The 25441-nt window shown below is 44.3% G+C and carries 25 protein-coding genes; 21 read left to right on the top strand and 4 right to left on the bottom strand.

Annotated elements, in window-relative coordinates; all coding sequences use genetic code 11:
- Positions 1 to 641 precede the first annotated feature (641 nt).
- The 8 genes from CA598_RS25885 (at position 642) to CA598_RS25850 (ending at position 10156) form a co-directional block, all read left to right on the top strand.
- Positions 642 to 2879 carry a stalk domain-containing protein gene (locus CA598_RS25885; RefSeq protein ID WP_094878370.1) on the top strand — a complete coding sequence of 746 codons (2238 nt, stop codon included), beginning with the start codon at positions 642 to 644 and terminating at the stop codon, positions 2877 to 2879.
- Between the two features lie 203 nt (positions 2880 to 3082).
- Complete coding sequence (locus CA598_RS25880; protein ID WP_094874053.1) at positions 3083 to 3544, top strand: Fur family transcriptional regulator; 462 nt, start codon at positions 3083 to 3085, stop codon at positions 3542 to 3544.
- Positions 3545 to 3546: 2 nt separating this feature from the next.
- Positions 3547 to 3810 (top strand): membrane protein insertion efficiency factor YidD, encoded by a 264-nt coding sequence (yidD, locus tag CA598_RS25875; RefSeq protein WP_094874054.1) that lies wholly within the window; start codon positions 3547 to 3549, stop codon positions 3808 to 3810.
- A 349-nt stretch (positions 3811 to 4159) separates the two neighbouring features.
- The gene (gene metG, locus CA598_RS25870; RefSeq protein WP_094878369.1) at positions 4160 to 6172 is read left to right on the top strand and encodes a methionine--tRNA ligase; all 2013 of its coding nucleotides are present in this window, start codon (positions 4160 to 4162) and stop codon (positions 6170 to 6172) included.
- 219 nt (positions 6173 to 6391) lie between these two features.
- The gene (locus CA598_RS25865; protein ID WP_094878368.1) at positions 6392 to 7390 is read left to right on the top strand and encodes a metal ABC transporter solute-binding protein, Zn/Mn family; all 999 of its coding nucleotides are present in this window, start codon (positions 6392 to 6394) and stop codon (positions 7388 to 7390) included.
- A 34-nt stretch (positions 7391 to 7424) separates the two neighbouring features.
- On the top strand, positions 7425 to 8174 hold the full coding sequence (locus tag CA598_RS25860) for a metal ABC transporter ATP-binding protein (RefSeq protein WP_094874056.1): 750 nt from the start codon (positions 7425 to 7427) through the stop codon (positions 8172 to 8174).
- A 371-nt stretch (positions 8175 to 8545) separates the two neighbouring features.
- Positions 8546 to 9349: a metal ABC transporter permease gene (locus CA598_RS25855; RefSeq protein ID WP_179281736.1), complete on the top strand. Its 804-nt coding sequence runs from the start codon at positions 8546 to 8548 to the stop codon at positions 9347 to 9349.
- A gap of 93 nt (positions 9350 to 9442) precedes the next feature.
- Entirely contained in the window at positions 9443 to 10156 is a 714-nt protein-coding gene (locus CA598_RS25850) for a cytochrome c biogenesis CcdA family protein (protein ID WP_094874058.1), read from the top strand.
- On the opposite strand, the gene splB is transcribed toward CA598_RS25850, so the two are convergent.
- On the bottom strand, positions 10153 to 11229 hold the full coding sequence (gene splB / locus CA598_RS25845; protein WP_094874059.1) for a spore photoproduct lyase: 1077 nt from the start codon (positions 11227 to 11229) through the stop codon (positions 10153 to 10155). The genes CA598_RS25850 and splB overlap by 4 nt on opposite strands.
- A gap of 193 nt (positions 11230 to 11422) precedes the next feature.
- On the opposite strand from splB, the gene mntR reads away from it, so the two are divergent.
- The 3 genes from mntR to CA598_RS25830 all read left to right on the top strand — a co-directional run bounded on the left by mntR (position 11423) and on the right by CA598_RS25830 (position 14817).
- The gene (gene mntR / locus CA598_RS25840) at positions 11423 to 11848 is read left to right on the top strand and encodes a transcriptional regulator MntR (protein ID WP_094874060.1); all 426 of its coding nucleotides are present in this window, start codon (positions 11423 to 11425) and stop codon (positions 11846 to 11848) included.
- 307 nt (positions 11849 to 12155) lie between these two features.
- A complete protein-coding gene (locus CA598_RS25835) occupies positions 12156 to 13796 on the top strand; it encodes a family 10 glycosylhydrolase (protein WP_094878366.1) in 1641 nt (546 codons plus the stop codon).
- Positions 13797 to 13887: 91 nt separating this feature from the next.
- Positions 13888 to 14817: a patatin-like phospholipase family protein gene (locus tag CA598_RS25830; protein ID WP_094878365.1), complete on the top strand. Its 930-nt coding sequence runs from the start codon at positions 13888 to 13890 to the stop codon at positions 14815 to 14817.
- A gap of 80 nt (positions 14818 to 14897) precedes the next feature.
- On the opposite strand, the gene CA598_RS25825 is transcribed toward CA598_RS25830, so the two are convergent.
- On the bottom strand, positions 14898 to 15239 hold the full coding sequence (locus tag CA598_RS25825) for a hypothetical protein (RefSeq protein WP_042190481.1): 342 nt from the start codon (positions 15237 to 15239) through the stop codon (positions 14898 to 14900).
- Positions 15240 to 15246: 7 nt separating this feature from the next.
- On the bottom strand, positions 15247 to 16194 hold the full coding sequence (locus CA598_RS25820; protein WP_373455847.1) for a DUF1385 domain-containing protein: 948 nt from the start codon (positions 16192 to 16194) through the stop codon (positions 15247 to 15249).
- A 207-nt stretch (positions 16195 to 16401) separates the two neighbouring features.
- On the opposite strand from CA598_RS25820, the gene CA598_RS25815 reads away from it, so the two are divergent.
- From CA598_RS25815 to CA598_RS25800, 4 genes are all read left to right on the top strand, one after another.
- Complete coding sequence (locus tag CA598_RS25815) at positions 16402 to 16893, top strand: YqhR family membrane protein (RefSeq protein ID WP_094878364.1); 492 nt, start codon at positions 16402 to 16404, stop codon at positions 16891 to 16893.
- Positions 16894 to 16967: 74 nt separating this feature from the next.
- A complete protein-coding gene (locus CA598_RS25810; RefSeq protein ID WP_094874066.1) occupies positions 16968 to 18038 on the top strand; it encodes a M24 family metallopeptidase in 1071 nt (356 codons plus the stop codon).
- A 45-nt stretch (positions 18039 to 18083) separates the two neighbouring features.
- The gene (efp, locus tag CA598_RS25805) at positions 18084 to 18641 is read left to right on the top strand and encodes an elongation factor P (protein ID WP_042190473.1); all 558 of its coding nucleotides are present in this window, start codon (positions 18084 to 18086) and stop codon (positions 18639 to 18641) included.
- 301 nt (positions 18642 to 18942) lie between these two features.
- Positions 18943 to 20196 (top strand): aspartate kinase, encoded by a 1254-nt coding sequence (locus CA598_RS25800; protein WP_094878363.1) that lies wholly within the window; start codon positions 18943 to 18945, stop codon positions 20194 to 20196.
- A 236-nt stretch (positions 20197 to 20432) separates the two neighbouring features.
- On the opposite strand, the gene CA598_RS25795 is transcribed toward CA598_RS25800, so the two are convergent.
- The gene (locus tag CA598_RS25795; protein WP_081382878.1) at positions 20433 to 21299 is read right to left on the bottom strand and encodes a YitT family protein; all 867 of its coding nucleotides are present in this window, start codon (positions 21297 to 21299) and stop codon (positions 20433 to 20435) included.
- A 302-nt stretch (positions 21300 to 21601) separates the two neighbouring features.
- Between CA598_RS25795 and CA598_RS25790 the strand changes: the two genes are divergently transcribed.
- From CA598_RS25790 to spoIIIAE, 6 genes are all read left to right on the top strand, one after another.
- Positions 21602 to 21865: a YqhV family protein gene (locus CA598_RS25790; RefSeq protein ID WP_371915730.1), complete on the top strand. Its 264-nt coding sequence runs from the start codon at positions 21602 to 21604 to the stop codon at positions 21863 to 21865.
- Positions 21866 to 21947: 82 nt separating this feature from the next.
- A complete protein-coding gene (gene spoIIIAA, locus CA598_RS25785) occupies positions 21948 to 22949 on the top strand; it encodes a stage III sporulation protein AA (protein ID WP_094874068.1) in 1002 nt (333 codons plus the stop codon).
- Positions 22942 to 23460, top strand: a complete 519-nt coding sequence (gene spoIIIAB / locus CA598_RS25780) for a stage III sporulation protein SpoIIIAB (RefSeq protein ID WP_094874069.1) — start codon at positions 22942 to 22944, stop codon at positions 23458 to 23460. Before spoIIIAA ends, spoIIIAB begins: the two co-directional genes overlap by 8 nt.
- A gap of 13 nt (positions 23461 to 23473) precedes the next feature.
- Positions 23474 to 23677 carry a stage III sporulation protein AC gene (gene spoIIIAC, locus CA598_RS25775; protein ID WP_036682849.1) on the top strand — a complete coding sequence of 68 codons (204 nt, stop codon included), beginning with the start codon at positions 23474 to 23476 and terminating at the stop codon, positions 23675 to 23677.
- Positions 23678 to 23684: 7 nt separating this feature from the next.
- A complete protein-coding gene (spoIIIAD, locus tag CA598_RS25770; RefSeq protein WP_042129828.1) occupies positions 23685 to 24074 on the top strand; it encodes a stage III sporulation protein AD in 390 nt (129 codons plus the stop codon).
- Between the two features lie 42 nt (positions 24075 to 24116).
- The gene (spoIIIAE, locus tag CA598_RS25765) at positions 24117 to 25352 is read left to right on the top strand and encodes a stage III sporulation protein AE (protein ID WP_094874070.1); all 1236 of its coding nucleotides are present in this window, start codon (positions 24117 to 24119) and stop codon (positions 25350 to 25352) included.
- Positions 25353 to 25441: the final 89 nt, after the last annotated feature.

Raw genomic sequence — 25441 nt, 5'->3', positions numbered from 1 at the left:
GACCAGTCTGCGGCTGTGATAGAAGGGCGAAGACTATCTACCAGCCTGCGACTGTGATAAAGAGCGAAAGAATTATCTACCAGCCTGTGGCTGTGATAAAGGTACATAAGATTAAATGATTTAAAACATAGAGATGATTATTCTTAGTTATTAAGGATAATCATGTCTTTTTTTTATATAAATGGAATATGATCCCTATACTGCTATATCAATTACCAGAAAGGGATTCTAGGCAGTGCCTGGGTTGGGATAGCGAGCTTTTTGTTCTCAATGGAGGCAGCTTGGACCATTACAAGCACAATGCTTTCGTTCTTTGGAGTAGATCCAAATGAATGGTATTTATAGTCGCAGTATTAGCCGGGGATACTTGTGATAATAAAACTGTGGAATCTCATATTTTTCGGGTAGCGGATGAAAGGTTATTTTTGCTTGTTTTAATACTGAGTTAATCTTTCTTTACTTTAAAATGAAACTTTTTGCGGCCGGATGCGTCTAATACTATGTTTTGTTATAACGAACGTGGCAAAAAGCAATTCTTCCGCTCTGATGAGAGCGGTTGCGTTTTTGCGGGGAATATAAGAGGCGTATGAAAAAGACAGAGACCTACTTATATTTACAAATAGGAGCAGAGGAGTTATATCATGGATTTAAAGAAATTAACGTTAGTTGCTGTTTTGGCCGTATCGCAGGCCGCCTCGGCAGTGCCGGCTTTTGCTGAAGCTGTCAATAATACTTCAGGTAATACGAATACAGTAGGAACAATTGTTTCCTCTGTGACGGATGTAATGCCAGAAGCTACAGACCCATTGCCACCATTGCAAACTGAGGGGCCAGGGGGAGTGTTATCACCTACACCAACTCCAATTCCTGCGGCAACAACTGAACCGACGACTGAACCTGCGACAACAACTGAACCTACATCAACAACCGAACCAACGGCTACACCAATTCCTACTGCAACACCTGTAACCACTACACAGCCTATACCAACGGATGGTGTTCGTGCTGCAGCTAGTAATCAGCTTGTTCTTATGATGAACAGCAACAAAATGTATCAAAACGGCGTTGAGTATTTAGCTAATCAGCCAATGGCCGTGAAGAATGGTGTCTCATACGTTTCGATCCGAGCTATGGTGGAACGCGTAGGTGTGAAATACATTTACGATTATAAAACGAAAGAGACCATTGTTACCAAAGGAACCGATGTAATGCGCTTTAAGACGGACAGTAAGATCTATTCCGTTAATGGTAAAAATGTGACGATGAAAGGTCCAGCTTACCAAACCAATGGTACATTCATGATTCCTTTGACGTCCATCACCGGGGCATTAGGCATTCCTTATACGGTTGATAATGTGCAAAAACGAGTGATTCTTACGTTGAACACGAAGCCTAAAGCTTCTTTTACAGTGCCAACTGAAATTTATGCTGGTGATCCTGTGAATTTTGTGACTTCCAGCTCTTCTCCGAATGGTACCGCTATAGTAGATGAACGTTGGGAAGGTAAGCAGGATGTTTATGATCAACCAGGAGTTTATGTAGTATCCTATTCTGTTATGGATGCAAGTGGACAGTGGAGCGATCCTTACTCCGTGACCATCAATGTACTTAAACCAAATACACCGCCAGTTGCTAATTTTACTACTGACAAGGACTCCTACAAGATGGGTGAAATGATCACTTATTCGGATCTGAGCAGCGATCCAGACGGTGATCCAATTGAAGTGACTTGGACGAACAAAGCAGAAGCGTTCTTCACTCCAGGTCCAGCAACAGTAGCCATTCAAGTCAAAGATTCACATGGCGCAATCAGCACTTTTGAGAAGACTATTAATATTTCAGATGAAATCTTGTACAGTAAAGAAGATTTCTATAGATTATTCGGTGCTCCAGGTAGCGTATTTAACATCGACGGATCGATGGTTCCAACTTGGCAGAAGGTAGCTTATAATCTTTCTTCTGAGCCTTATACCCTTATCCGCAGTAACAGTCCAGAAACAGTGAATACGGAAGGGATCACGTATAAAGAAACATCATTCGGCGGAACTCGCTTCTTGGTCCACCACAAGAATAATATGAATATCAAAACGAAGGTGTATGTGATTGCTAAGAATAACAATCTGTACCCTACGACAATTACAACCGAGTATGTAGGCTTTGGCGGTCCAAACTCTTACCCTGAAGGTACTGGCAAAATGTCTGTTCAGCGTTACTGGGAATCAATGCAGACTAGAAAAGATTATAAGACAACGGTCCTACAACCAGGAGAAAGCGTCTCGATTCTTACGGATCTAAACAAAATTGCCATGAAACCAGGCGAAATTGTATCACTACAAGCGGATTTATTTAGCGATTATCCTATTGAATATAATGTCATGATGATCGATGCGAATAAAGATCCTTTAACTACACTTCCTACACTTCCAATATTGGATCGTGATGGGGTGCATAACCGGGGAACTTATGCTGATTCTACGCGCATCATCACGGTTACCGACGAAGTGGGAACAACTCCTGCGAGACTCCTTCTCGGTGACAATTCGAGTGATTTGAATTTGAGTGGTGTAGATCCAATGAATGGTACTGAAGCATCCAATGCAGGTAATTTCGGCGTGTTATACAAAATCAAATTCGAGCGTGTTGCACCTAATTCCTTGATTACGTTTAATCCACGTGGCGGTAATTATATGGGACCTGTCTTGGTTAACGGTCAAATCGTACACATGCCGACATCGGGAAGTCTCTCTAGTGCTGAAATGAACAGTGTGATTTATCGTACTGGTGATTTTGGCGGCTCCGTGGAAATTTTGTTCACAGCAGCTTCTGGTAGTAACTTGCCGGTGAATTTCCTGGTTACACCACTGCCAGCGAAGAAATAAAGCTTTTTGGGATTCACCTGAAATAAAAGTCCGGCTGAATATTCCGTAAAGGAATACTCAGCCGGACTTTTTGTATTTGAATGTATGAATTTAAACTGATGAGCGCTCATACGCTTGGTTGTTTCATTGACGGGGCATTTATTTTGGGGCATTATTAAGAGAGTGAATTACAAATGAACTGAAATGTTATGGGAGATGAGCGTATGCTGTCGACAGAACAAATATTAGAGGTCATGTCGGGGCAAGGTCTGCGAATCACCGACCAACGCAAAACGCTTGCCAAGTTATTCGGCGAGAATAAGGGTTATTTGTCAGCGAAGGATGTCTATGAGCATATGGGCCGCAAGTATAGCGGACTTAGCTTTGATACCGTGTACCGCAATCTGCGTGTAATGGAAGAGCTTGGTGTACTTGAGCAAATCGTCTTTGAAGACGGAGTGAAATTCAAGGGAAGCTGTAATCATCAGGATCACCATCATCATATGATCTGCCTTCAATGCGAGAAAACCTACCCGATTAATTTCTGCCCGATGAATTTAACGGATACACCTGATCAATTCCGGGTAGTCAAGCATAAATTTGAGGTGTTCGGTTATTGCAAAGAATGTGAAGAGAACCGGGAAGAAGAACTAATCGCAGCGGCAGATAGCAAAAAAGGGGTTTAGAAATGGCAACCCTACGTAGAACGATTCAGGCTCCCATTCGGGTCTACCGCAAGTACATTTCCCCGATTAAGCCTGCAACTTGTCGCTTCTATCCAACCTGCTCTGCTTATGCGCTTGAAGCTATTGAAGTCCATGGTCCTGTGAAAGGTTCGTGGCTTGCTGCCAAGCGGATTGCTAGATGCCATCCCTTCCATCCAGGGGGACTTGATCCGGTTCCGCCTCTTGAGGAACACCCTGCGAAGAAGGATTCTGCCCGTGTGACTTGACACAAGCCCATACCATTGGGTATATTCACAGATAATAGTATGAATTCCGAGGAACGGATAAGTAAATCGGTACGTCCATTACAGAGAGCCGGAACGAGCTGAAAGCCGGTATGGAGCGTTAGATTGAATATGGTCCGGGAGGAACCGTGTTCGAGCGGGAACTGCAATTGAGGTTCGTGTAAGATAACGGCGTGTTCCAGCGTTAATGGACAGTTCCCAAGAGGGAACTGGCGAAGCCTGCTCTCTGTGAAGAGACGGGAAATTTGGGTGGTATCGCGTGAGTTATCTCTCGCCCCATGATAGGGGCGGGAGTTTTTTGTCTTTTTATGAAAGAAAGGATGATAAATCAATGAGCGAGAAAAAAACGTTTTACTTAACTACACCAATCTACTATCCGAGTGATAAGCTGCATATCGGACATGCTTATTCCACCGTGGCAGGAGACGCAATGGCCCGCTACAAACGTCTGCGCGGCTATGATGTGCGTTATCTTACAGGAACAGACGAGCATGGTCAAAAGATTGAACGGAAGGCAGAGGAAGCAGGCAAAACCCCTCAGCAGTTCGTAGATGACATCGTTGTTGGCATTAAGGAATTATGGCGCAAGCTAGACATCTCCAACGATGACTTCATCCGTACAACGGAAGAGCGTCATAAAAAGGTTGTTCAGGATATTTTTGATCGACTGCTCAAGCAAGGTGACATCTATAAAGGCGAATATGAAGGCTGGTACAGTATTCCGGATGAAACCTTCTATACAGAAACACAATTGGTTGATATTGTTCGAGATGACGATGGCGTAATCATTGGCGCAAAAAGCCCTGATAGCGGTCATCCCGTTGAACTGGTGAAGGAAGCGAGTTATTTCTTCCGGATGAGTAAATATGCTGATCGTTTGCTGCAATTTTATGAGGAGAATCCGGAGTTTATTTTGCCGGAATCCCGTAAGAATGAAATGATCAATAACTTTATCAAACCGGGTCTGGAGGATCTTGCAGTTTCCCGTACGACCTTCGATTGGGGTGTTAAGGTTAAAGGCGATGAAAAGCATGTAGTGTACGTATGGATCGATGCTTTGACAAATTACATTACTGCTTTGGGATACGGTTCCGAGGATCGCAGTCTGTACGATAATTTCTGGCCTGCAGATGTGCATATTGTCGGCAAAGAAATCGTTCGTTTCCATACGATTTACTGGCCGATCATTCTAATGGCGCTGGGTGAACCTCTTCCGAAAAAGGTGTTTGCACATGGCTGGCTGCTTATGAAGGATGGCAAAATGTCGAAGTCTAAAGGGAACGTAGTAGATCCAGTTACACTGATTGATCGTTACGGCTTGGATGCACTGCGTTATTATCTGCTGCGGGAAGTACCGTTTGGTTCGGATGGTACATTCACACCTGAAAGCTTTGTCGATCGGGTTAACTATGATCTTGCTAATGACCTTGGTAACCTGTTGAACCGAACAGGTGCGATGGTAGAGAAGTATTTCGGAGGAGAGCTTCCGGCGTATGAAGGAAATGTAACTGCCTTTGATGGTGAGCTTCAAGCGGCGGCAGAGAATACTTATGCCAAAGTAGAAGAAGCGATGGAAAAAATGGAGTTCTCCGTAGCGCTGACTGCTATCGGGATCTTTATCAGCCGCACCAATAAATACATTGATGAGACACAACCTTGGGTGCTTGCTAAGGATGAGAGCAGAACAGCTGAGCTCGCTTCCGTGATGAGACATCTTGTGGAAGGTCTTCGTACCGCTTCCATTCTGCTGCAGCCGTTCTTGACGCAAACCCCAGCGAAGATTTGGGAACAGCTTGGCATCGAAACAGGTGAGCTGACGACATGGGACAGTGGAAAGACTTTCGGTCTGATTCCGGCAGGAACGAAGCTGGTGAAAGGCAATCCAATCTTCCCGCGTCTGGATGTGGAGCAAGAGGTAGCTTATATCGCCGAAGCCATGGGCGCAGGTAAGTCGGCTGCTGAAGTAACTGAAACAGCCCCTGCTGCCCCTGCGGTATCCGAGCCTGAGGAAGAGCATAAAGAAGAGATCGGCATCGACGATTTCGCCAAGGCTGAGCTTCGAGTAGCTCAAGTCATTGCAGCTGAGCCTGTGAAGAAAGCCGATAAACTGCTGAAGCTGCAACTGGATCTAGGTTATGAGCAGCGTCAAGTCGTTTCTGGTATTGCGAAGTTTTACACACCTGAAGAACTGGTAGGACAAAAAGTGATTTGTATTGTGAATCTGAAACCAGTGAAACTGCGTGGTGAATTGTCGCAAGGGATGATTCTAGCGGCTTCTAAAGGTGATCAGTTAACTCTCGCCACAGTTCCAGACAGCATGCCAAACGGAGCTATTGTGAAGTAAGAGCGGTTATATAGAATATATAATTGCAATGGGTTATAAAAGAAAAGGAATGTTCCTTCAGCCAGTTAGGCTGTGGGAACATTCCTTTTTTCTAAGTAAAAGCAAGCAGGGATAAAGTGCTGGGTCATCTGATCTAGATGATTTATTATTGACTTATCGTAATAATTACTATTATACTTCTGATAGTAAAGATTACGATTTGAGAGGAAGATCATTTTAATGGTTGCTATGAGGTCACGAATAAGCCTACTCATACTTGCACTCGTGCTTGTATTTACACTCACTGCATGTGGACCAAAGAGCAGTGGAAGTATAGTTGAAGGGAAAGTAAATGTTGTAACTACATTTTATCCTATTTATGAGTTTACTCAAGAAATTGGTGGAGATGATATAAATGTCATTAATCTGCTTCCAGTTGGCGTAGAGCCGCATGATTGGACACCTCGCAGTCAGGATATTGTCAATACCTCCAAAGCGCAATTATTCTTGTACAATGGAGCAGGGCTTGAGGGATGGGTTCCTAATTTTCTAAAAGGACTGGATAGTAGCAGTAAAGTGGAAGCTGTTGAAGTAAGTAAAGGCGTTGATTTAATAATGACTGATGAAGATGATGGACATGATCACGGGGGAAGCAGTGAAGAAGATCATCATGAGGAAGATGCTGATCATAGTAGCCATACCTCTGGGGACAGTCTGCACACAGACCCACATACCTGGGTAAGTCCGAAATCAGCGATGATCATGGCTCGTAATATAAAAGAAAGCCTTCAGTCCGTGGACCCGGAGCATAAAGATGGTTATGAAGATCGTTACAATAAGCTTGCTGAACGTTTACAAGCATTGGATAGTAAGTTTGAACAGGAGCTTAGCAAGCTGCCTAATCACAAAATTGTAGTTTCGCACCAAGCGTTCTCCTATCTTGCCCGTGACTATAAACTTGAGCAGCATGCGATTATGGGATTATCCCCAGATGCTGAGCCGCGTGGACAGGATCTAGTCAAACTGGCGAAGATGGTTAAAGAGGAGAACATTCGGTATATCTTTTTTGAAGAACTGGTCTCCGATAAACTCGCAAAGACATTAGCAGCTGAAGCCGGTGTGTCCACTATGGTGCTTAATCCAGTAGAGGGTCTTACTGCGGAGCAAGAAAAGAATGGGGATAACTACTTCACATTGATGGAGAAAAATTTGCAAAATCTGATTATGGCTTTACAATAAAAAGGATAGTATAAGGAAAAGGCGGTGCTTAAGTATGCAATCGGTATCCTTGGACTGCCATCAGCATATCATCGATATACAGGATCTTTCATTTTCATATGGCGAACAGAAGGTGATCTCAAATCTTAACTATAGTGTAAGAGAACGAGACTTCCTCGGTATCATTGGTTCTAATGGCGCTGGTAAAACAACATTGATGAAGATGATCGTCGGTTTGCTTCCAGCCAGTAGTGGTGAAATCAAATTATTCGGAACGCCTGTCCGCAAGTTTAAAGACTGGGAACGGATTGGTTATGTTCCACAAAAGAACGCCTTCAATCCCCTGTTTCCAGCAACGGTGCGGGAAGTAGTGCTATCTGGTTTGTACAACAACAAGAATATTATTCGAAGAGTATCTAAGGCTCAGCATCGTCAGTGCGAAGATGCGCTGGAAGTGATGCGAATACAGGATATTGCGGAGAAAAGAGTAGGCCAGCTCTCAGGCGGTCAGCAGCAGCGTGTATTTCTGGCACGTGCGCTGATTAACCATCCGGATCTGCTGATTTTGGATGAGCCTACAGTCGGTATTGATGCTGAATCACAAGCAGGATTCTTTGATTTAATTACACATATGCATGCTCATCATCATATGACATTCCTTATGGTGTCGCATGATATCGACATGATTAAGAATTACTTAGGGAATGAACCTGTGCAAACGAACGGTAAGATTAACTTTTTCTCCCGTCATTCTCATGATTTGCAGAATTGTACAGAGGAGAATCTGCAGCACACGCTCTCTTAGGTCATACTTAAACTCTGGTAGTAGAGGGAGCCCTCGATTATTGGGGAGCGTACATAGAGCTGGAGAGTGGAAATTAGAGATAATTATTTATTGTTTGGTTGCATTTCTATTGATCTCAATCTTCATCTAATCCTTTCCGTATCTAAATAACGTGACGCTGTAAGCGTGCCCCGTAAGGGGCGAAAGCGATCTTACCTCGCGCCATCTAAGTTCAGTAACCCCACCTCCTACGCCAGTTGCACTTGACGGGTGTCCAGAGGGCAGAGCCCTTGGGGCCCTCCCTTGGAAGGGAGGGTTTGGGAGGGATCGAAAAAAGATTTTAATAAAAGCTTTTAAAAATGTTTCAATTGTTCTACGGAGGAGAGTTAGAGTTGGAAATTCTATTTAGCGATTTTTTTCAGCGAGCGCTTGCGGGCGGTCTTCTGATAGGTATTACAGCGCCGCTTATAGGCGTTTTTCTTGTGCTCAGACGTTTATCTATGATAGGGGACACGCTGGCTCACGTTACAATAGCCGGTGTAGCACTTGGCTTTTTAACAGGCTTCTACCCGCTGGGAGCCGGTCTTATTTTTGCAGTGGTGGCTTCCTTCGCGATAGAGAAGCTTCGCAAGGCTTATAAGAGTTATGCAGAGCTCTCGATTGCCATCATTATGTCTGGCGGGGTGGCTTTAGCCTCACTCTTTTTCACCTTAGGAAAAGGTTATAATGCAGATGTTATGAGTTACTTGTTCGGTAGCATTTATACGCTAAATAATACTGATTTAATCGTTGTGGGGATTGTGACGATTGCAGTAGTAGTAGTGGTTACGATGTTCTTTAAAGAGTTCTTTTTGCTTAGCTTTGAAGAGGATGCTGCAAGTGTAAGCGGACTGCCAGTGAAGCTGCTGAACATGCTAATTACCATTCTGACGGCGCTTGTAATCAGTACTGCGATCAAAATTGTCGGATCGTTGCTAGTATCTGCTCTACTGACCATTCCGGTGGCTATCAGCTTATTGTTATCTCGAAGCTTTAAATCCTCAGTCATTCTATCCGTCATCATTTCGGAAATAGCTGTTGTAGGCGGATTAGTAGTTGCAGGAGTTTGGAATCTGGCCCCTGGTGCTACCATTGTGCTTTTACTCATATCCCTATTAGTGTTGACTTTGATCGGTAAAAAGGGTTTGCCCGCTTAAACAGCGAATAAAATATACGGTATGCGTTTTTATAGGATGGAGCTACAAATATTTCCCTGAAGTGACTCGAATGCCGGAAGGAGAGCCGCTACCTTGTCTAATATCAATGCAGGAATAGCCTTAGCAGCAGGGGTAGCATCGTTTATATCCCCTTGCTGTTTGCCGCTTTATCCCTCTTACTTATCGTATATAACCGGATTATCTGTTCAACAATTGAAATCAGGTGCGAATACCAAAGAAATCCGTATACGCACCATAACTCATACATTGGCCTTTATTTTAGGTTTTTCAGCGGTTTTTTACACGCTGGGGTTTGGTGCCGGACTATTCGGACAATTTTTTAATGGTCATCGTGATCTGATCCGGCAATTATCCGCGATTCTGATTATTGTGATGGGATTATTTCTGCTTGGGATCTTTCAGCCGCAATTTCTACTTCGCGAGCGTAAGCTTGATTTAAAATGGAAGCCGGCCGGATATATGGGCTCATTTATATTTGGGATCGGTTTTTCTGCAGGCTGGTCTCCATGTATTGGACCGATTTTGACCGCAATTATCGCACTTTCCGCAAGTGAGCCTGGCACGTGGTTCACATTAATTACGGCCTATAGCATCGGGTTCGCATTGCCATTCTTTGTCTTGGCCTTCTTTCTTGGAGGAGCCAGACGTATCCTTAAATATTCAAATGTGCTGATGAAGATTGGTGGCGTTCTCATGGTATTTATGGGCGTTCTGCTCTTTACAGATCAAATGTTTCGGATCACAGTATGGCTGCAGGGAATCACGCCAGATTGGCTCGTTTTTTAGGTGAAATAATCAATTCCTGCTTCCGGAAAATGTTCGAATATCCGCTCTGTGATAAACTCTCGCAGGGCGGTTTGCTGTTCATCGGGATAGACATATTTATTTTGTCCCCAGCGTCCCCATTTCTTCTTACGCTTCTCCATGTCCATCTCTAGCTTGGATTTGGGGTAGCGCTTCTCTATAACCGTCTTAGCGGTTTTGGTGAATCGATGCTGAATCATTTCGAAGGTTAATCCTTTTCCAACTTCAGGGGGGAGGGTCTGGGCTAACTTGGCCAGTAGCTCAGCATAGCCTTCTTGCCAGCCGTCATACCAAATAATTGGGGCAATGATAAAGCCAAGTGGATAACCCGCCCGTGCTACCTTTCCAGCAGCTTCAATACGCTCCTCAAAGCGGGAGGTGGCAGGCTCGAAGTTCTTGATCACATAATCTGCATTCACGCTGAAGCGAACTCTGGTATGCCCGTTATGCTCCAAAGCAAGCAGGGGTTCAACATGTTGGTATTTGGTCACAAAGCGCAGACGGCCAAGGGGCTCTTTTGCCATAAATGTAATTAGTTCTGCCAGAGAACCAGTAATATGCTCAAGTCCTAGTGGATCTGATGTGCAGGCAGCTTCAAAGGTGGTGATTTCTGGATTACGCTCCTCAATATATTTTTTGGCAGCATCTATAATGTCACCTGTGTTTACATATACGCGAATGTAGGGCTTTGCTCCTAAGGTAGTCTGCAAATAGCAATAATGGCAGTGCCCCATACAGCCCGTGGCAATGGGAATAGCATAATCAGCCGATGGCTTGGATTGGTCAAATTTCAAAGTTTTGCGTAGGCCTACAACAAGCGTTCTTTTGGCAATTTTATATTGCTCGACTTCAGTTTCACCAGGGAAATTCATAATTCGATTATGTGATGTGGTCATACGATAAGGGATATTGTTAGCTTTTACCCATTCCATGATTTTTTCACCTTTAGGGTAATTTAAAGCATCCGGCTCGAAGAAAACAAGCTCTGGAAGAAAAAGCGCTGTAGGTTTTCTGGTTCTTTTTACAGTAGTGGACTCCGGCGTCACTATAGTCATACTTTCACGCTCCTTTGGAATGACGAGTATGTTTATTATGTCTAACTCAGCCCCAATAGAAGCATGGCAAACATGTGCAACTCCTCTGTAAGTTCCTTTGAAGGACTTGCCAAGGTGCGTTAGAAACATGTATCATTGTTAGAGCAAGGTTTGGCCCGGCGCCATGCTCATTATAGAAAAGAGGTAAAGTTTAATGCCAACACCCAGCATGGAGGATTATTTGGAGCGCATATACAAGCTCATAGATGAGAAAGGTTATGCGCGGGTCTCGGATATTGCCGAGGGACTGGAAGTACACCCCTCCTCTGTGACCAAGATGATCCAAAAACTGGATAAGGACGAATATCTCATCTATGAGAAATATCGTGGGCTTGTCCTAACCACCAAAGGGAAAAAAGTAGGAAAACGTTTAGTTGATCGTCATCAACTATTGGAGGAATTCCTCGGGTTGATCGGAGTACAGCAGGAATACATTTATAATGATGTCGAAGGAATCGAGCATCACTTAAGTTGGGATTCGATTACGCGTATTGAAACGTTGGTAGAATATTTCCGCCGCGACGAAGAACGTGTACAGACTTTATATGCGATTCACAACGAACTAGCAAGCGATTCTTGAAATGTTTTTTCCCGAAACGGATACTGTCCTAAAAGTTATGCGTAGCAAGGCTTTCTTGAGCATAGGCTGTGGATAGTATAGCCGTTTCTATTTTGTTTAGTGCAACCTTTTCCAGTTTTTAGCGTCAAAACGGATACAGTCCTTTTTAAAAATATAAGAGAGTATGAGCTTTATCCGATACTTCTTATATTTTTTGCAGAGACAGAGACCACCTTTTTAGAAGGAGGCACTCACTCATCTGCATGAAGGATTTATCCGTTTTTTTCGTTTTTTTTGGATACATATTTTTTAGATTTGGGGAGGAATTATGAATTATCGTAAATGGATGTTGAGCTTGTTAGTAATTATGTTGTTTCTGCCTTTATGGTCACCTGGTGCACGTGCCGCAGCAGTGCAAATTACCATTGAACTGGATGGAGAGGCGCTGGTTAGTGATGTGCCCCCATATATCACAACTTCTAATGTAACGATGGTGCCCATTAGTGTGATCAGTAAAGGATTAAATGCCGGCGTAGTATGGAATCAAAATAGTAAAACTGTAACCATTACTCAAGGAGATATGCTCCTTAAGCTGACCAGTGGCCAGAAAAATGCAATGGTTAACGATGCTTCGGTAGCGCTGGATACCTCCGTACAGATTAAGCAGGGGCGGGTAATGGTACCGATTCGTTTTGTAAGTGAGCAATTGGGATTGCAGGTGTTATGGGATCAGGTCAATAAGCATATTTCTTTGATCTCAAACATTGAACCGCCACAATCTGTCGATCCAGAAAAACCAACGACACCAACGACACCAACGACACCAACCGAACCAACATTACCTACTCTCCCTGGTGGATCAACTAGTAAGGAGGTGAAGGGAGCCTGGATCTCCACGGTGTTTAACCTAGACTGGCCTTCAACGTCTTCTGCAGGAAATGAAACGAAACAAAAGCAGGAGTTTGATAATTTGTTGGACAAACTCAAAGCTGTTGGCTTTAATGCTGTATTTGTTCAGGTAAGACCTTCAGCAGATAGTCTGTACCCATCGACTTTAGTGCCTTGGTCTAAGGTATTGACGGGTACACAAGGGAAGAATCCGGGGTATGATCCTCTAAGTTATATGGTCAGTGCTGCGCATTCCCGCGGCATGCAGTTTCATGCTTGGTTCAACCCGTTCCGTGCAACGACAGATGCTTCCACCTCAGCGTTAGCAAGTAACCATGTGGCAAAAGCACATCCAGAATGGATTGTGAATGCCGAGGGTAAGAAATACATTAATCCAGGTATTCCGGAGGCTCGCCAACATATCATCGACACGGTGATGGAAGTGGTTAAAGGTTACGATGTCGATGGTGTCCATTTGGATGATTATTTTTATCCTTCAAATGTTACTTTTGCCGATGATGCTGCTTATTCTACCTATAATACGAAAAAGCTTTCTAAAGCTGATTGGCGCCGAGATAATATTAATGAATTTGTCCGTCAGTTGGGAGAACAGATTCATAAGGTAAAACCTAAGGCTTCTTATGGGATCAGTCCATTTGGAGTATGGCGAAATATTAAAAATGATAGTACAGGTTCGGACACTAGTGCAGGGGTAACTGCTTATGACAGCATGTATGCGGATGTTCGGACATGGATTAAACAGGGCTGGATTGATTATGTCGCTCCGCAAATTTATTGGAGTTTGTCCTTTAGCACAGCACGTTATGACAAGTTAGTAGATTGGTGGGTTAAAGAAGTCGAGAATACGAATGTTAAACTCTACATCGGGTTAGCCGGCTATAAGGTCGGAGCCAGTGATCAAAAGGCTGAATGGCAAAGTGGGGATCAAATTATTAATCAGCTCAAATATAATGAGAAGTACGAAGAAGTTGCAGGTAGTATTATGTTTAGAGCGAATGACGTCGTAGTCCGCAATCCGTTCGGATTGTCGAGCTTATTGACCTTTTATTTTAAGTCCTAATCGATTAGTTGTTATTCATAAGGAGTCATGAATGTTCCCCCGTGCTCATAAATAAGCAATAGAATCTATGGGAAACGGGGGATTTTTGTGTATGGAGATTAACGCAGTATTTGAAGGAGGAGGCGTAAAGGGGATTTCTCTTGCGGGAGCAGTTGAAGCTACAGAAAGGGCAGGCTGGACTTTTAAAAGGGTAGCAGGAAGCTCCTCAGGTTCGATTGTAGCCACTTTACTAGCAGCGGGCTATGAGGGGAAGGAAATGTGTCGGATCATCCAAGGAACATCCTTTTCATCGTTTCTGAAGCGAGGCCCCGTTTACAATACTGCTATCGTTGGTCCTGCGCTGCGAGTGTTATTGAAGAAAGGATTATATTCTGGGGAAGCCTTGGAGTCCTGGATAAGAGCATTATTACTGAAAAAGGGAATCATCACCTTCCGTGATCTGCCTGCAGGTAAATTATCTATCATCGCATCCGATATCACAAATGGAAGGATATTGGTGTTGCCAGATGGCTTGGAGCAGTATGGGATCTCTCCGGAACATTTTGAAGTGGCCAAGGCAGTGCGAATGAGCTGCAGCATTCCTTATTTTTTTGATCCTGTGATGTTAAGACTGAACGGGCATGCAGCAAGAGGGAAATCCTTTACCGAGCAGTTTGTGTATGTTGTAGATGGTGGACTCTTGAGTAATTTCCCTTTGTGGCTATTTGACGGCAAGAATAATGGGAGTATACAACCTGGGAACAGAATTCCTACGGTAGGTTATCAAACGGTAGGTAAGACCGATCCACAGCCGCATAAAATCAGAGGGCCATTCAGTATGCTCCAAGCCTTGGTAACTACCATGCTCTCTGCTCATGATGAAAAGTTTATTGAAGGGGATAAATTTGTTCGCACGGTAAAAATTCCTACGCTTGGGATTGGGACGACTCAATTTGAAATTACAAAAGCGCAAAGCGATGAAATGTATGCTGCCGGACTCAAAGCAGGAGAAGATTTCTTTAAGGAGTGGCGACCAAGATAACGAGCGCGTTATCCATATGAGAAAAAAGCATCCCGCACGTTACTTAAAACGTGGAGATGCTTTTTGGAGTTTTTATGAAGTTAGTGATACTTCGGAAGCTGATCATCATTTTTACCTTTACTTCCTTCGATCACTTGGAAAGGATAGCTTTTGCGTTTGCCTGGTGCAGCTTGAGTCTTGCGAATTCCTGCTACCTTTGACATGGTCTTCTGGGAAGGCTTCACTTTAACCTTAGATCCACTGCTGCTACGAGCGTATTTGCCTGGCCCCATTTTTTTGTAAGCATAATAAATGATTGCTAACAGTACTAAGGGGAGAATCAGCTTCGACAGCGTAAAGAAGGGCTCAGTCAAGACTCCAATCACAAAACCGAAAATCGCAAGCGTAACCGTAATCCAAAAAATTAAAGCATGCCTGATCATAGATCACTCATCCTTTCGCAGGATCCAATATGCCGCCTGACACACTTGCCTCCGAATATCCTCTTGCTTCAATCGCAGCATCAAGCTCACGCATACGGTTAAAAGAGGCAATAGATACTTCTACCTGATCGTCTTTTGGCTCTTTGGTTGTAAGGAGTTGCAGCCACAATCCAGGGTAACCCAGATATTTAAGGCCTGGTACTTCTCTTACCGCATTGGTTCCCTTTAGAACTTCGAACGATACACCAATTACGACTGGCAACAAGATAATCCGCTGGATCACTCGTTCCCAAAGATTATCCCATGGGACTACGGAGTAAATGATCACACCGAGGATAATCGTCAGCATCATAAAGCTACTTCCACAGCGGTAATGCAGACGGCTGTATTTCTGAACGTTCTGAACAGTCAGTTCTTCGCCTGCTTCAAAAGCGCTGATGACTTTATGTTCGGCGCCGTGATACTGGAACAGTCGCTTGATCACAGGTGTTTGAGAAATCGCCCATAAATAGACCAGCAAGAGAATCATTTTGATGCCGCCTTCTATGAGGTTGTGCAGTACGTAGTTATCAAATACATTTTTAAATAAAAAATCCTCTACAAATACCGGAACAAGCGTAAAAATGAGCTTTCCGAACAAGAAGGAGAGAATACCCATTACAGCAACGCCAAAAATCATTCCAAGGCTCCAGCCCTCATCCTTTTTCTTCGGCTTCGCTTTTTCCTTCTCAAGATCTTCCGGTTCCAATTCATCTTCAGCGTAGGATTCGGCAGAATAGTTCAAGTGCTTAGAGCCTTTAGCGCTGGCATCTATAATACTGACAAGGCCGCGAAGCAGCGGAATCTTGCGCAGTTTCGTGACCCAGCTCTTATCGCTTTTGGGTACTTCTAAAAAAGTGATTTCCTGATTCTTGCGTCGTACGGCTGTTACATTGATATGCTTACCGCCGAACATGACACCTTCAATGACGGCTTGGCCGCCGTAACTGGGAGTTTCCTGGGACAACCAATTCACCTTCTCGTATTTAATATGATTTATATAATACATTGTAACTAATTTTTGAAGACATTACTAGTTGGATCGCCTTTTGCTGTACATACTATCTTCTAGAGAGAACGAGAGATAAATCGGCATTGAAAATAAAGAAAGCGAGGCAATTTCATGAGCAAATCTCATCAACAACAATCGGGGCATACAAATATTTGGCTTTTTGCACTCGAATTAGGTTTTTTTGCAGGATTAATTTGGGGTGGGCTTCATTGGCTAGTTTATTGGTTCAGTTTTACCCAAGTCAGCCCTGGCTTTATAGCAGAGCCTTTCTTCAAACATGCGTTTTTGACAACAGCATTTGGACATTTCGTGGGATATATGATGTTTATTGTATTTTCGGTCATCGCTTCTATGCTGTACGTACTGGTTCTCCGTAAGCTGAAGGGGCCTTGGCCAGGCCTAGTCTACGGCATTTTATGGTGGGTGATTATATTTATTCCTGGTTCTCAGATGTTTCTTATGCAGCCCCCATTCAAGCTGCCGTGGAACACGGTCATTAGTGAGTTCTGTATTTTTCTGCTATGGGGAATGTTCATTGGATATACAGCAGCAATTGAGTATACGGACGAACGGAAGCGTGAGCAAAGTACAGCGCTTGCCTAACGGCGCGAAAAAACTTCTCAAGGGGATATCCCTATGTTAAAATACAATGTGGCTATTTCGAGAGGAGAATGAAAATGGGTAACAAGCGTGTCTCCAAGCTGCGTAAGGTTTTGCAGGATCAAGGATTGGATGCAATGTTGATAACTAGCGGTTATAACCGCCGCTATTTAAGTGGATTTACCGGATCGTCCGGTTATGTACTGGTGACAAGTGATGATTGTTATCTGCTGACTGACTTCAGGTATATGACACAGGCCGCGGACCAAGCAATGGGGGTTAAAGTTGTAGAGCATACAACTAAATTCATTGATACAGTTCGCGAGCTTCTGCCTTCTGGTAAAGAGGTACGTATCGGTTTCGAACAGGATGATGTTTCATTCAGCGCGTACACCGCATATGCAGAAGCACTTAAGCCGGCAGTGTTAGTTCCAATTTCCAAAGCTGTGGAAGACCTTCGTATGTTCAAGGATGAGGAAGAGCTTGCCGTTATGCAACGTGCAGCAGATCTGGCCGATGCTACATTCAGTCATATTCTGAACGTGATCAAGCCGGGTATGACTGAGCGCGATGTTGATTTGGAAATGGAATTTTATATGCGTACCCATGGTGCAACTTCTTCATCGTTTGATACGATTGTTGCTTCAGGCGAACGTTCATCCATGCCACACGGCGTAGCAAGCAGCCGCGTAATTCAAGGCAATGAATTCATTACCCTTGATTTCGGTGCATTACTTGATGGCTATTGCTCAGATGTGACAAGAACCATTGCACTCGGAGCACCGGATCCGAAGCTGAAAGAGATCTATGATATTGTGCTGGAAGCTCAGCTACATACTTTAGCACATATCAAGCCGGGTATGACTGGACGGGAATGTGATGCCTTGGCACGTGATATCATTGCTAGCTACGGATATGGTGAACAATTTGGACACAGCACAGGCCATGGACTTGGAATGGAAGTTCATGAGTGGCCGCGTTTGTCTAAACTTAGTGACGATATTATGCAGCCGGGGATGGTTGTAACTGTGGAGCCTGGTATTTATTTGCCGGGCATTGGCGGAGTACGTATTGAAGATGACATTGTGATCACAGAGAGCGGAATATCACTGCTGACCCATTCGTCTAAAGAATATACAGTACTGTAAGTAAGCGTGATGTAGTAGATTAATTATAATTTTGGAGGGATTTTAGTGATTTCAGTAAATGATTTTAAAACAGGTTTGACCGTAGAGGTAGAAGGAGATATTTTTACCGTTATTGATTTCCAACACGTTAAGCCAGGTAAAGGCGCAGCATTTGTCCGTTCCAAGCTTAAGAACCTACGTAACGGTAATACAGTAGAGCGTACATTCCGTGCAGGTGAAACGATTGGCCGTGCTATTATCGAAAACCGTGGTGTACAATATCTCTATGCCAGTGGATCGGACCATGTATTCATGGATAACGAAACTTATGACCAATTCGAATTGTCCGAAAAGCAATTGGAATGGGAATTGAATTTCCTTAAAGAGAACATGACTGTAAACATCGTTAGTTATAAAGGTGAGATTCTTGGGATCAACCTTCCTACCAGCGTAGAGCTTAAGGTTGTTGAAACTGAGCCTGGCGTTAAAGGAAACACGGCTCAAGGTGCTACGAAATCGGCCAAGCTTGAAACCGGACACAGTGTTCAGGTTCCATTGTTCATCAACGAAGAAGACATCTTGCTCGTTGATACTCGTGAAGGTAAATATATCTCCCGCGCGTAGGAAATAGAAGAATAACCTAGATATTACCAGAATAACCTCCCCGTTTATACGGTGGAGGTTTTTTTATGAACAGTAACGGATAAAGATGCTATGGAAACCCACATTAAAATACTGGAAGTTGAGTAAAATAAGCACAGCTGAAGGGCGGATGCTGATCTTATCTTTTTTTTCGCAGCGGGGAATTTTAATAAATTTTTTATGAAACCATTAACGCAGGGCACTGTTTTCGTATTATACTGATTTAAAGCGGGAAACCGATTAGAAGCAACTACATAGACCGATATGGGGAGTGAATGGGACTTTGTCACTTTATGTTATGAAATTCGGAGGCAGCTCCGTCGGCGACACTGAACGAATGAAACGCGTCGCGGGGCGCATCGCAGACAAGCAAAATGAGGGACATCGCTGCGTTGTGGTTGTATCTGCAATGGGGGATACAACAGATGATTTGATCGATACGGCGAAGCAACTAAACGGGCAGCCGCCCGCACGTGAAATGGATATGTTGATGACGACAGGTGAACAAATCTCCGTCGCTCTATTGTCCATTGCCCTACATGGGATCGGGCGGAATGCTGTTTCTTATACAGGATGGCAGGCTGGATTCCGAACAGACGAAACTCACGGCAGAGCTCGTATCAATGAAATTGACCCGCGCCGTGTATTAGCGTCTTTGGAGCGTGAACAGATCGTGATCGTTGCAGGCTTTCAGGGAATGACTGTGGACGGTGAGATCACCACATTAGGCCGCGGTGGTTCGGACACAACAGCCGTAGCATTGGCTGCTGCTATAGAAGCAGACGTATGCGAAATCTATACCGATGTAGATGGTATCTACTCCACAGACCCACGTATCGTGAAGACGGCACGTAAGCTGAAGGAAATCTCTTACGATGAAATGCTGGAGCTTGCCAATTTGGGAGCAGCTGTATTACATCCACGTGCAGTGGAGTACGCTAAGCGTCATCAAGTTAAGCTGGTCGTTAGATCGAGCTTTAATCATAATGAAGGTACCGTTGTGAAGGAGGAAACAAGCATGGAGCAGGGAATCGTAGTTAGTGGTATTGCATTTGATAAGAATGTAGCACGTGTCAGTATTCTTGGAGTTCCTGATGTACCAGGTGTACTCGCTCAGGTCTTCGGCAAGCTTGCTGAAGAGGGCGTTAACGTAGATATCATCGTACAAAGTGGTGTACAGAATGAGCAGGCTGACTTCTCATTTACAGTTTCTCTTGACGAGCTGGATCGGGCGAAGGAAGTTATTAAAGAAATTCATAAAACATTGCCTTACCGTGAAGTTACCTCCGAGGATAACCTGGTGAAGGTATCCATCGTTGGTGCTGGGATGGTCAGCCATCCAGGGGTAGCGGCTCAAATGTTTGATGTACTCTCCCAAGAGGGTGTAAGCATCAAGATGGTCAGCACTTCTGAGATCAAAGTATCTTGCGTTATTGAATCAGGCAATTTGCCATCAATCATACAGGCGCTTCATACCGCCTACAATCTAGATACAACTGAGCAGGCTTTCGTCGGAGGTCCTAAAGATCGCCGATAAGAGCTGCTGAGTAAACAAAGAGGGATGCCTTACAGCCAGACGGCTGCGGGCATCCCTCTCTTTGTCTTATAAGCCGGGTTTGTTGTGGTATTCCTGCGGCGTTATGCCATAAAGCTTCTTGAATAATGAATGGTGATGAAATTACTAAGGAAGTGAATGACTCGTATATTTCAGCTAGTAAAAAATAAGCAAATAGCATCACTTATATAACAGCATGGGAGGTAAGTCCCTGAATTTTATCCTAATCGTTTGAACCGGCCCTGGATCTCTACAGTCTCCACAACATTGACGAAGGAGCTTGGGTCTGCCTCAAGAATAGTTCTCCGCAGATTTGCAAGCTCATACCGAGTCGTTACCGTCATTAGCATGGTATTTCCCTCATGACTGTATCCACCCTCTGCATTGACGACAGTGATGCCATGAGGTAACTCTCTGAGACGGGTTAGCATCATCTCCCGTTCTTTGGTAACGATGAAGCAGGTCAGCTTCACATGGCGAATATGGATCATATCGACTACTCTACTTTTTACAAAAATACAGAGCATAGCGTATAAGGCGGAATCCCAGCTTTTAAAGAAGCCTAAACTCAGAATCACTAATCCATCCATTAGGAACATGATATTTCCCATTGGAATATCACGCTTGCGAGAAATAATCGAGCCTAATATATCAAATCCCCCGGAAGAACCCCCTGTACGGAGAGAAAAACCAACGCCGCCAGCAATAATTACTCCGCCGAAAATACTTGCAAGAATGGGATCCTTGGTCATTTGCACCTCAGGAATAATGGTAATGAACCAGGTGGTAGCTACGACGGAAAGTAAGCTTAGTAAGATGTATTTTTTTCCCACTGCAATAAATCCCCAGACAATTAAAGGGAGGTTTATTACAAAATAAAGCTTAGAAATGTACTTCGGATCCGTTAAATAACCGACGACCGAAGCCACCCCTGCTACCCCACCGCTCAGAAGCTGATGAGGAATTAGAAACAATCGCATCCCGCTTGCAATTAAAAAGGCTGAAAAAATAATGATAGCTACTTCCTTGAGTGGTCTGACTACGGTCCGCATATTTTGCGGTAACCCGTAACTTCGAACTTGCATGACACAAATCCCCTCTTTTTCTTATGTCTTTATAGTCTGCTCTTTTTGAAAATATAAACCCACTATATTTCCAATTAACAAGGATACCACAGATGGAAGTGTTCGTAAAAAATAATTTTATCGTACTGATTATATTTATTTATATAGGTGTGTACTATGAACTCTTTCACAGTTGGACTTGCAATTCTGTCATTTCTCCTTGTCTAAAGTGAGTAATTATCGCATATCCATGGATAAGAGAAGGACAAACAAGCCCTGAATATCATTTTGTATGAAATAGTAAAAGTTAGGAGTGGAGTGGATTGGACAAGTATGTAAGCTGGATGGCGACTCTTCGGCTGTTCTCGGGTAGTGCGGAGATTATAGCTGCGCTGATTATGCTGCGGTTGAATCAGGTAGACAAGGCGCTCGCAGTCAATTCTGGACTAGCTTTGGTAGGCCCGACGATCTTGATATTGACGACAGCGATCGGACTTACAGGGATGGCTCAGCAGTTGTCCTGGAGCAAACTGGGCTGGGTCGGTTGCGGTGTAGCCTTTCTCTTAATCGGGATTCTAAAAAAATGATAGATGATAGGCATATTGAGCGCGTACAAGCATAAATATGGAATAAAGCAATTAGATAGAGGACAACTTGGGGGTACTTTGTATGGCAGATGATTGGCTGCAATTGTTTCCTGAAAAAGTAAGAGCACTATTAAAGTGCCTTCCCCTTCCGCTACTTGGAATGGTGGAAGAGATTCGGGTCCGTGAAGGTCGTCCGCTGGAGATTAACTATTCAGGTAAATATCACTTTCTTAGAGCAAATGGCAGCGTAACGCAAAGGCCGGAAGAAGCCTATAGGCCGGATCGGGAGGACACTCATAGACTGCTAGATCTGATCAGCAACCATTCACTATATACGATGGAAGAAGAGCTGAGAAAGGGATTTATTACGATTCCTGGCGGCCATCGAATAGGACTTGCTGGTCGGACGGTGCTGAGTGGTGGTGGTGTGGAGCATCTACGCGACATTACAAGCTTCAATGTCCGCATAGCCCGTGAGGTTCCCGGAGTCGCGGATAAAGTGCTGCCTTATCTGCTGGACAAGGGGAGGCAGCGAATGATGCACACCTTGATCCTTTCGCCTCCACAGCACGGAAAGACAACACTTCTTCGCGATATTGCAAGACAAATCTCCTTAGGAGATTTGGGGAAGCGTGAAGGCGGAAGACCCGGTTTGAAGGTGGGGATTGTCGATGAACGTTCTGAGATTGCCGGAAGCAGACGCGGGATTCCTGCCTTTGATGTTGGTCCGCGCACAGATATCCTCGACGGCTGTCCCAAAGCTGAAGGCATGATGATGATGATTCGTTCCTTGTCACCGGATGTATTGATTGCTGATGAGATTGGTCGTCCTGAAGACGCTGAAGCAGTCACTGAAGCGCTGCATGCTGGAATATCAGTTGTTGCTTCGGCTCACGGTAAAGAAGTAATAGAACTGGCTCGTAGACCCGGGCTTGGCGGGCTACTGGAACAAAAGATGTTCGAAAGATACGTCATTCTGCATCGCTCAGAAGCAGGGCTCTCCTTTCGTGTTCTGGATGGACAAAAACGCGGATTACTTCTTATCTCACCTGGGGATCGATTAGGTGGTGATATACATGCTTAAGTTATTTGGTGCCGTTCTGATTGTGCTGGCTGGTACGCTGGCAGGGCTACAATTTGCAAAACAATATGCAGACAGGCCAAGACATATCAGAGGCTTAATAGCAGCGCTACAGCGGCTGGAAACAGAAATTATGTATGGCTTTACCCCATTGCCTGAAGCTATGCGGCGTATAGGGATTCAGTCGAAGGAACCGCTCAAAACGTTGTTTGTTAAAACAGCTGAGGAGATGAGCCCACCCCATGACCGAAGCGCCCAGGATGCCATTCAGAGGGCTATGGAGTCGCATTGGAAGTCTACCGCATTGAAGGGGACAGAAAAAGAGATTCTCCGCCAGCTCAGTTGTACTCTCGGTACAAGCGATAGGTCCAATCAGAGCACTCATATCGCGTTAGCATTGCAGCAATTGAAGCAGGAGGAGTCGGTAGCCAGAGAGGATCAAGGCAAATATGAAAAATTGAGTAAAAGCCTGGGTCTGCTGCTTGGAGCATTGATCGTCATTTTGATCTTTTAGCGAGGTGCCAGGAATGAATATTGAAGTCAATGCGATTTTTCAAATTGCCGGCATTGGCATAATTATCGCCATGATACACACGGTGCTTAAACAGATGGGAAAAGAAGATTTCGCACATTGGGTTACCGTAATCGGGTTCGTCGTCGTGCTATTTATGGTTATTCGAATGCTGGACGGACTGCTGCAGGAAATAAAAACGATCTTTCTTTTTCAATAGGCGTGCTATGGAGATCATTCAAGTTGTTGGAATAGGGCTGATATCGACCATATTGATTCTCGTGCTGAAGGAACAAAAACCGATGTTTGCCTTTCTCCTCGCTACTGCCACAGGGATTCTGATCTTCCTGTTTCTAATCGGCAAGATTGGAATGATACTTTCCACACTGGAGCGGGTGGCAGAGTCATCGGGGATGGAAATGATCTATTTAAAGACCGTGTTCAAAATCATCGGAATTTCATATATCGCTGAATTTGGAGCACAGATCGTGCGTGATGCTGGGCAGGAATCGATTGCTTCCAAAATAGAGCTCGCCGGAAAAGTCCTCATTATGGTACTAGCTGTACCCATTATCAGCATCATTATTGAAACGGTCATGAAGCTGCTACCTGCTTAAAGCAATTGAAGGAAGCTAAGCAACGATTAGGGAGGAGAAGTTATGCAAGAGTGCAGTGTTTTTCGTCCTCCAAAATTTAAAATAATACTGTTGCTGCTCCCATGCTTCTTCATTCTATGGTTTGCAGGTACAGCTCAAGTGGCCATAGCTTCTCCAGCGTCAGGATCGGGCGTTAATGCCTCCCCGGTAGACCAGTGGGTCAAGGGTCAGGTGAACAATTTGCCAACAGATAAGGTGGAGTCGTACTGGGATCAACTGATGAAGGATTACGGAGGTTTTTTTCCAGACGGGGCAACACCATCACTTATGGACATGCTGCTTCCAGGGGATAAGGGACTCAGCTTGCAAGGTGTATTATCTGGGCTACTTGGTTTTATGTGGCATGAGGTGTTGTACAACGGAAGGCTGCTGGTCACGATTGTCATGGTCAGTGTGCTCAGCATGATACTGGAGACGCTACAAACCGCTTTTGAGCGAAAAACGGTCAGCAAGGTGGCTTATACGCTCTGCTATATGGTAGTGCTCGTTATTGCCGTGAACAGCTTCAATATCGCTATAGGTTATGCGAAGGATGCTATCGACCGGATGATTGATTTTATGATGGCCATGATTCCGCTACTGTTCGCGTTACTGGCTTCCATGGGGAACATTGTTACCGTCTCGGTCACACATCCACTAATTGTTTTTATGATTCATACCGTTGGCACACTGATCCATACCATTGTCTTTCCACTATTATTCTTTTCAGCGGTGCTACATCTCGTGAGTGCACTGTCGGAGAAATACAAGCTGACCCAGCTGGCGAATCTGCTAAGAAATATCGGAGCTGGATTACTAGGAGTACTGCTCACTGTGTTCCTCGGTGTGATTTCAGTCAGGGGAATTACGAGTTCAGTGACAGATGGGGTTACGATCAGGGCCGCTAAATATATTACAGGCAACTTTGTTCCGGTCATCGGAAAAATGTTCGCGGATGCAACAGACACAGTGATCTCAGCTTCACTCCTGGTGAAGAACGCCATTGGGTTATCCGGTGTCATCATCATTTTGTTCCTTTGTGCTTTTCCAGCGATCAAAATCCTGGTGCTTGCTCTGATCTACAATGTAGCTGCTGCTGTAATGCAGCCCTTAGGAGAGACGCCGATTGTGGTCTGCCTCCAGACGATCGGAAAAAGCATGGTGTACGTATTCGCAGCTTTGGCAGCGGTATCGTTAATGTTTTTTATGGCCGTCACGATCATGCTAACCGCTGGCAATTTAACCGTCATGATGAGGTGAATCTGCTGACAAAACTTAGCGGGTGCTTTCGGAGTGAGTTTTGTACGAAGTAAATTCGCGAAGGCTATGCTAACAAAACTTAGCGGGTG

This window comes from Paenibacillus sp. VTT E-133291 (genome assembly GCF_002264395.1).
Classification (GTDB): Bacteria; Bacillota; Bacilli; order Paenibacillales; family Paenibacillaceae; genus Paenibacillus_AQ; species Paenibacillus_AQ nitricinens.
This window is presented reverse-complemented; position numbering and strand designations above follow the sequence as displayed.

Bases quoted from the DNA above. Each gene is read 5' to 3' on its own strand.
- CA598_RS25795 (WP_081382878.1), bottom strand. From the start codon at position 21,299: ATGCAAGTTCGAAGTTACGGGTTACCGCAAAATATGCGGACCGTAGTC.
- CA598_RS25810 (WP_094874066.1), top strand. From the start codon at position 16,968: ATGGGTAACAAGCGTGTCTCCAAGCTGCGTAAGGTTTTGCAGGATCAA.
- spoIIIAE (WP_094874070.1), top strand. From the start codon at position 24,117: ATGCAAGAGTGCAGTGTTTTTCGTCCTCCAAAATTTAAAATAATACTG.
- CA598_RS25825 (WP_042190481.1), bottom strand. From the start codon at position 15,239: ATGATCAGGCATGCTTTAATTTTTTGGATTACGGTTACGCTTGCGATT.
- CA598_RS25880 (WP_094874053.1), top strand. From the start codon at position 3,083: ATGCTGTCGACAGAACAAATATTAGAGGTCATGTCGGGGCAAGGTCTG.
- spoIIIAC (WP_036682849.1), top strand. From the start codon at position 23,474: ATGAATATTGAAGTCAATGCGATTTTTCAAATTGCCGGCATTGGCATA.
- mntR (WP_094874060.1), top strand. From the start codon at position 11,423: ATGCCAACACCCAGCATGGAGGATTATTTGGAGCGCATATACAAGCTC.
- yidD (WP_094874054.1), top strand. From the start codon at position 3,547: ATGGCAACCCTACGTAGAACGATTCAGGCTCCCATTCGGGTCTACCGC.
- spoIIIAD (WP_042129828.1), top strand. From the start codon at position 23,685: ATGGAGATCATTCAAGTTGTTGGAATAGGGCTGATATCGACCATATTG.
- CA598_RS25865 (WP_094878368.1), top strand. From the start codon at position 6,392: ATGGTTGCTATGAGGTCACGAATAAGCCTACTCATACTTGCACTCGTG.
- metG (WP_094878369.1), top strand. From the start codon at position 4,160: ATGAGCGAGAAAAAAACGTTTTACTTAACTACACCAATCTACTATCCG.
- CA598_RS25835 (WP_094878366.1), top strand. From the start codon at position 12,156: ATGAATTATCGTAAATGGATGTTGAGCTTGTTAGTAATTATGTTGTTT.
- CA598_RS25860 (WP_094874056.1), top strand. From the start codon at position 7,425: ATGCAATCGGTATCCTTGGACTGCCATCAGCATATCATCGATATACAG.
- CA598_RS25885 (WP_094878370.1), top strand. From the start codon at position 642: ATGGATTTAAAGAAATTAACGTTAGTTGCTGTTTTGGCCGTATCGCAG.
- CA598_RS25820 (WP_373455847.1), bottom strand. From the start codon at position 16,194: ATGTTCGGCGGTAAGCATATCAATGTAACAGCCGTACGACGCAAGAAT.
- splB (WP_094874059.1), bottom strand. From the start codon at position 11,229: ATGACTATAGTGACGCCGGAGTCCACTACTGTAAAAAGAACCAGAAAA.
- spoIIIAB (WP_094874069.1), top strand. From the start codon at position 22,942: ATGCTTAAGTTATTTGGTGCCGTTCTGATTGTGCTGGCTGGTACGCTG.
- spoIIIAA (WP_094874068.1), top strand. From the start codon at position 21,948: ATGGCAGATGATTGGCTGCAATTGTTTCCTGAAAAAGTAAGAGCACTA.
- CA598_RS25815 (WP_094878364.1), top strand. From the start codon at position 16,402: ATGAGCAAATCTCATCAACAACAATCGGGGCATACAAATATTTGGCTT.
- CA598_RS25830 (WP_094878365.1), top strand. From the start codon at position 13,888: ATGGAGATTAACGCAGTATTTGAAGGAGGAGGCGTAAAGGGGATTTCT.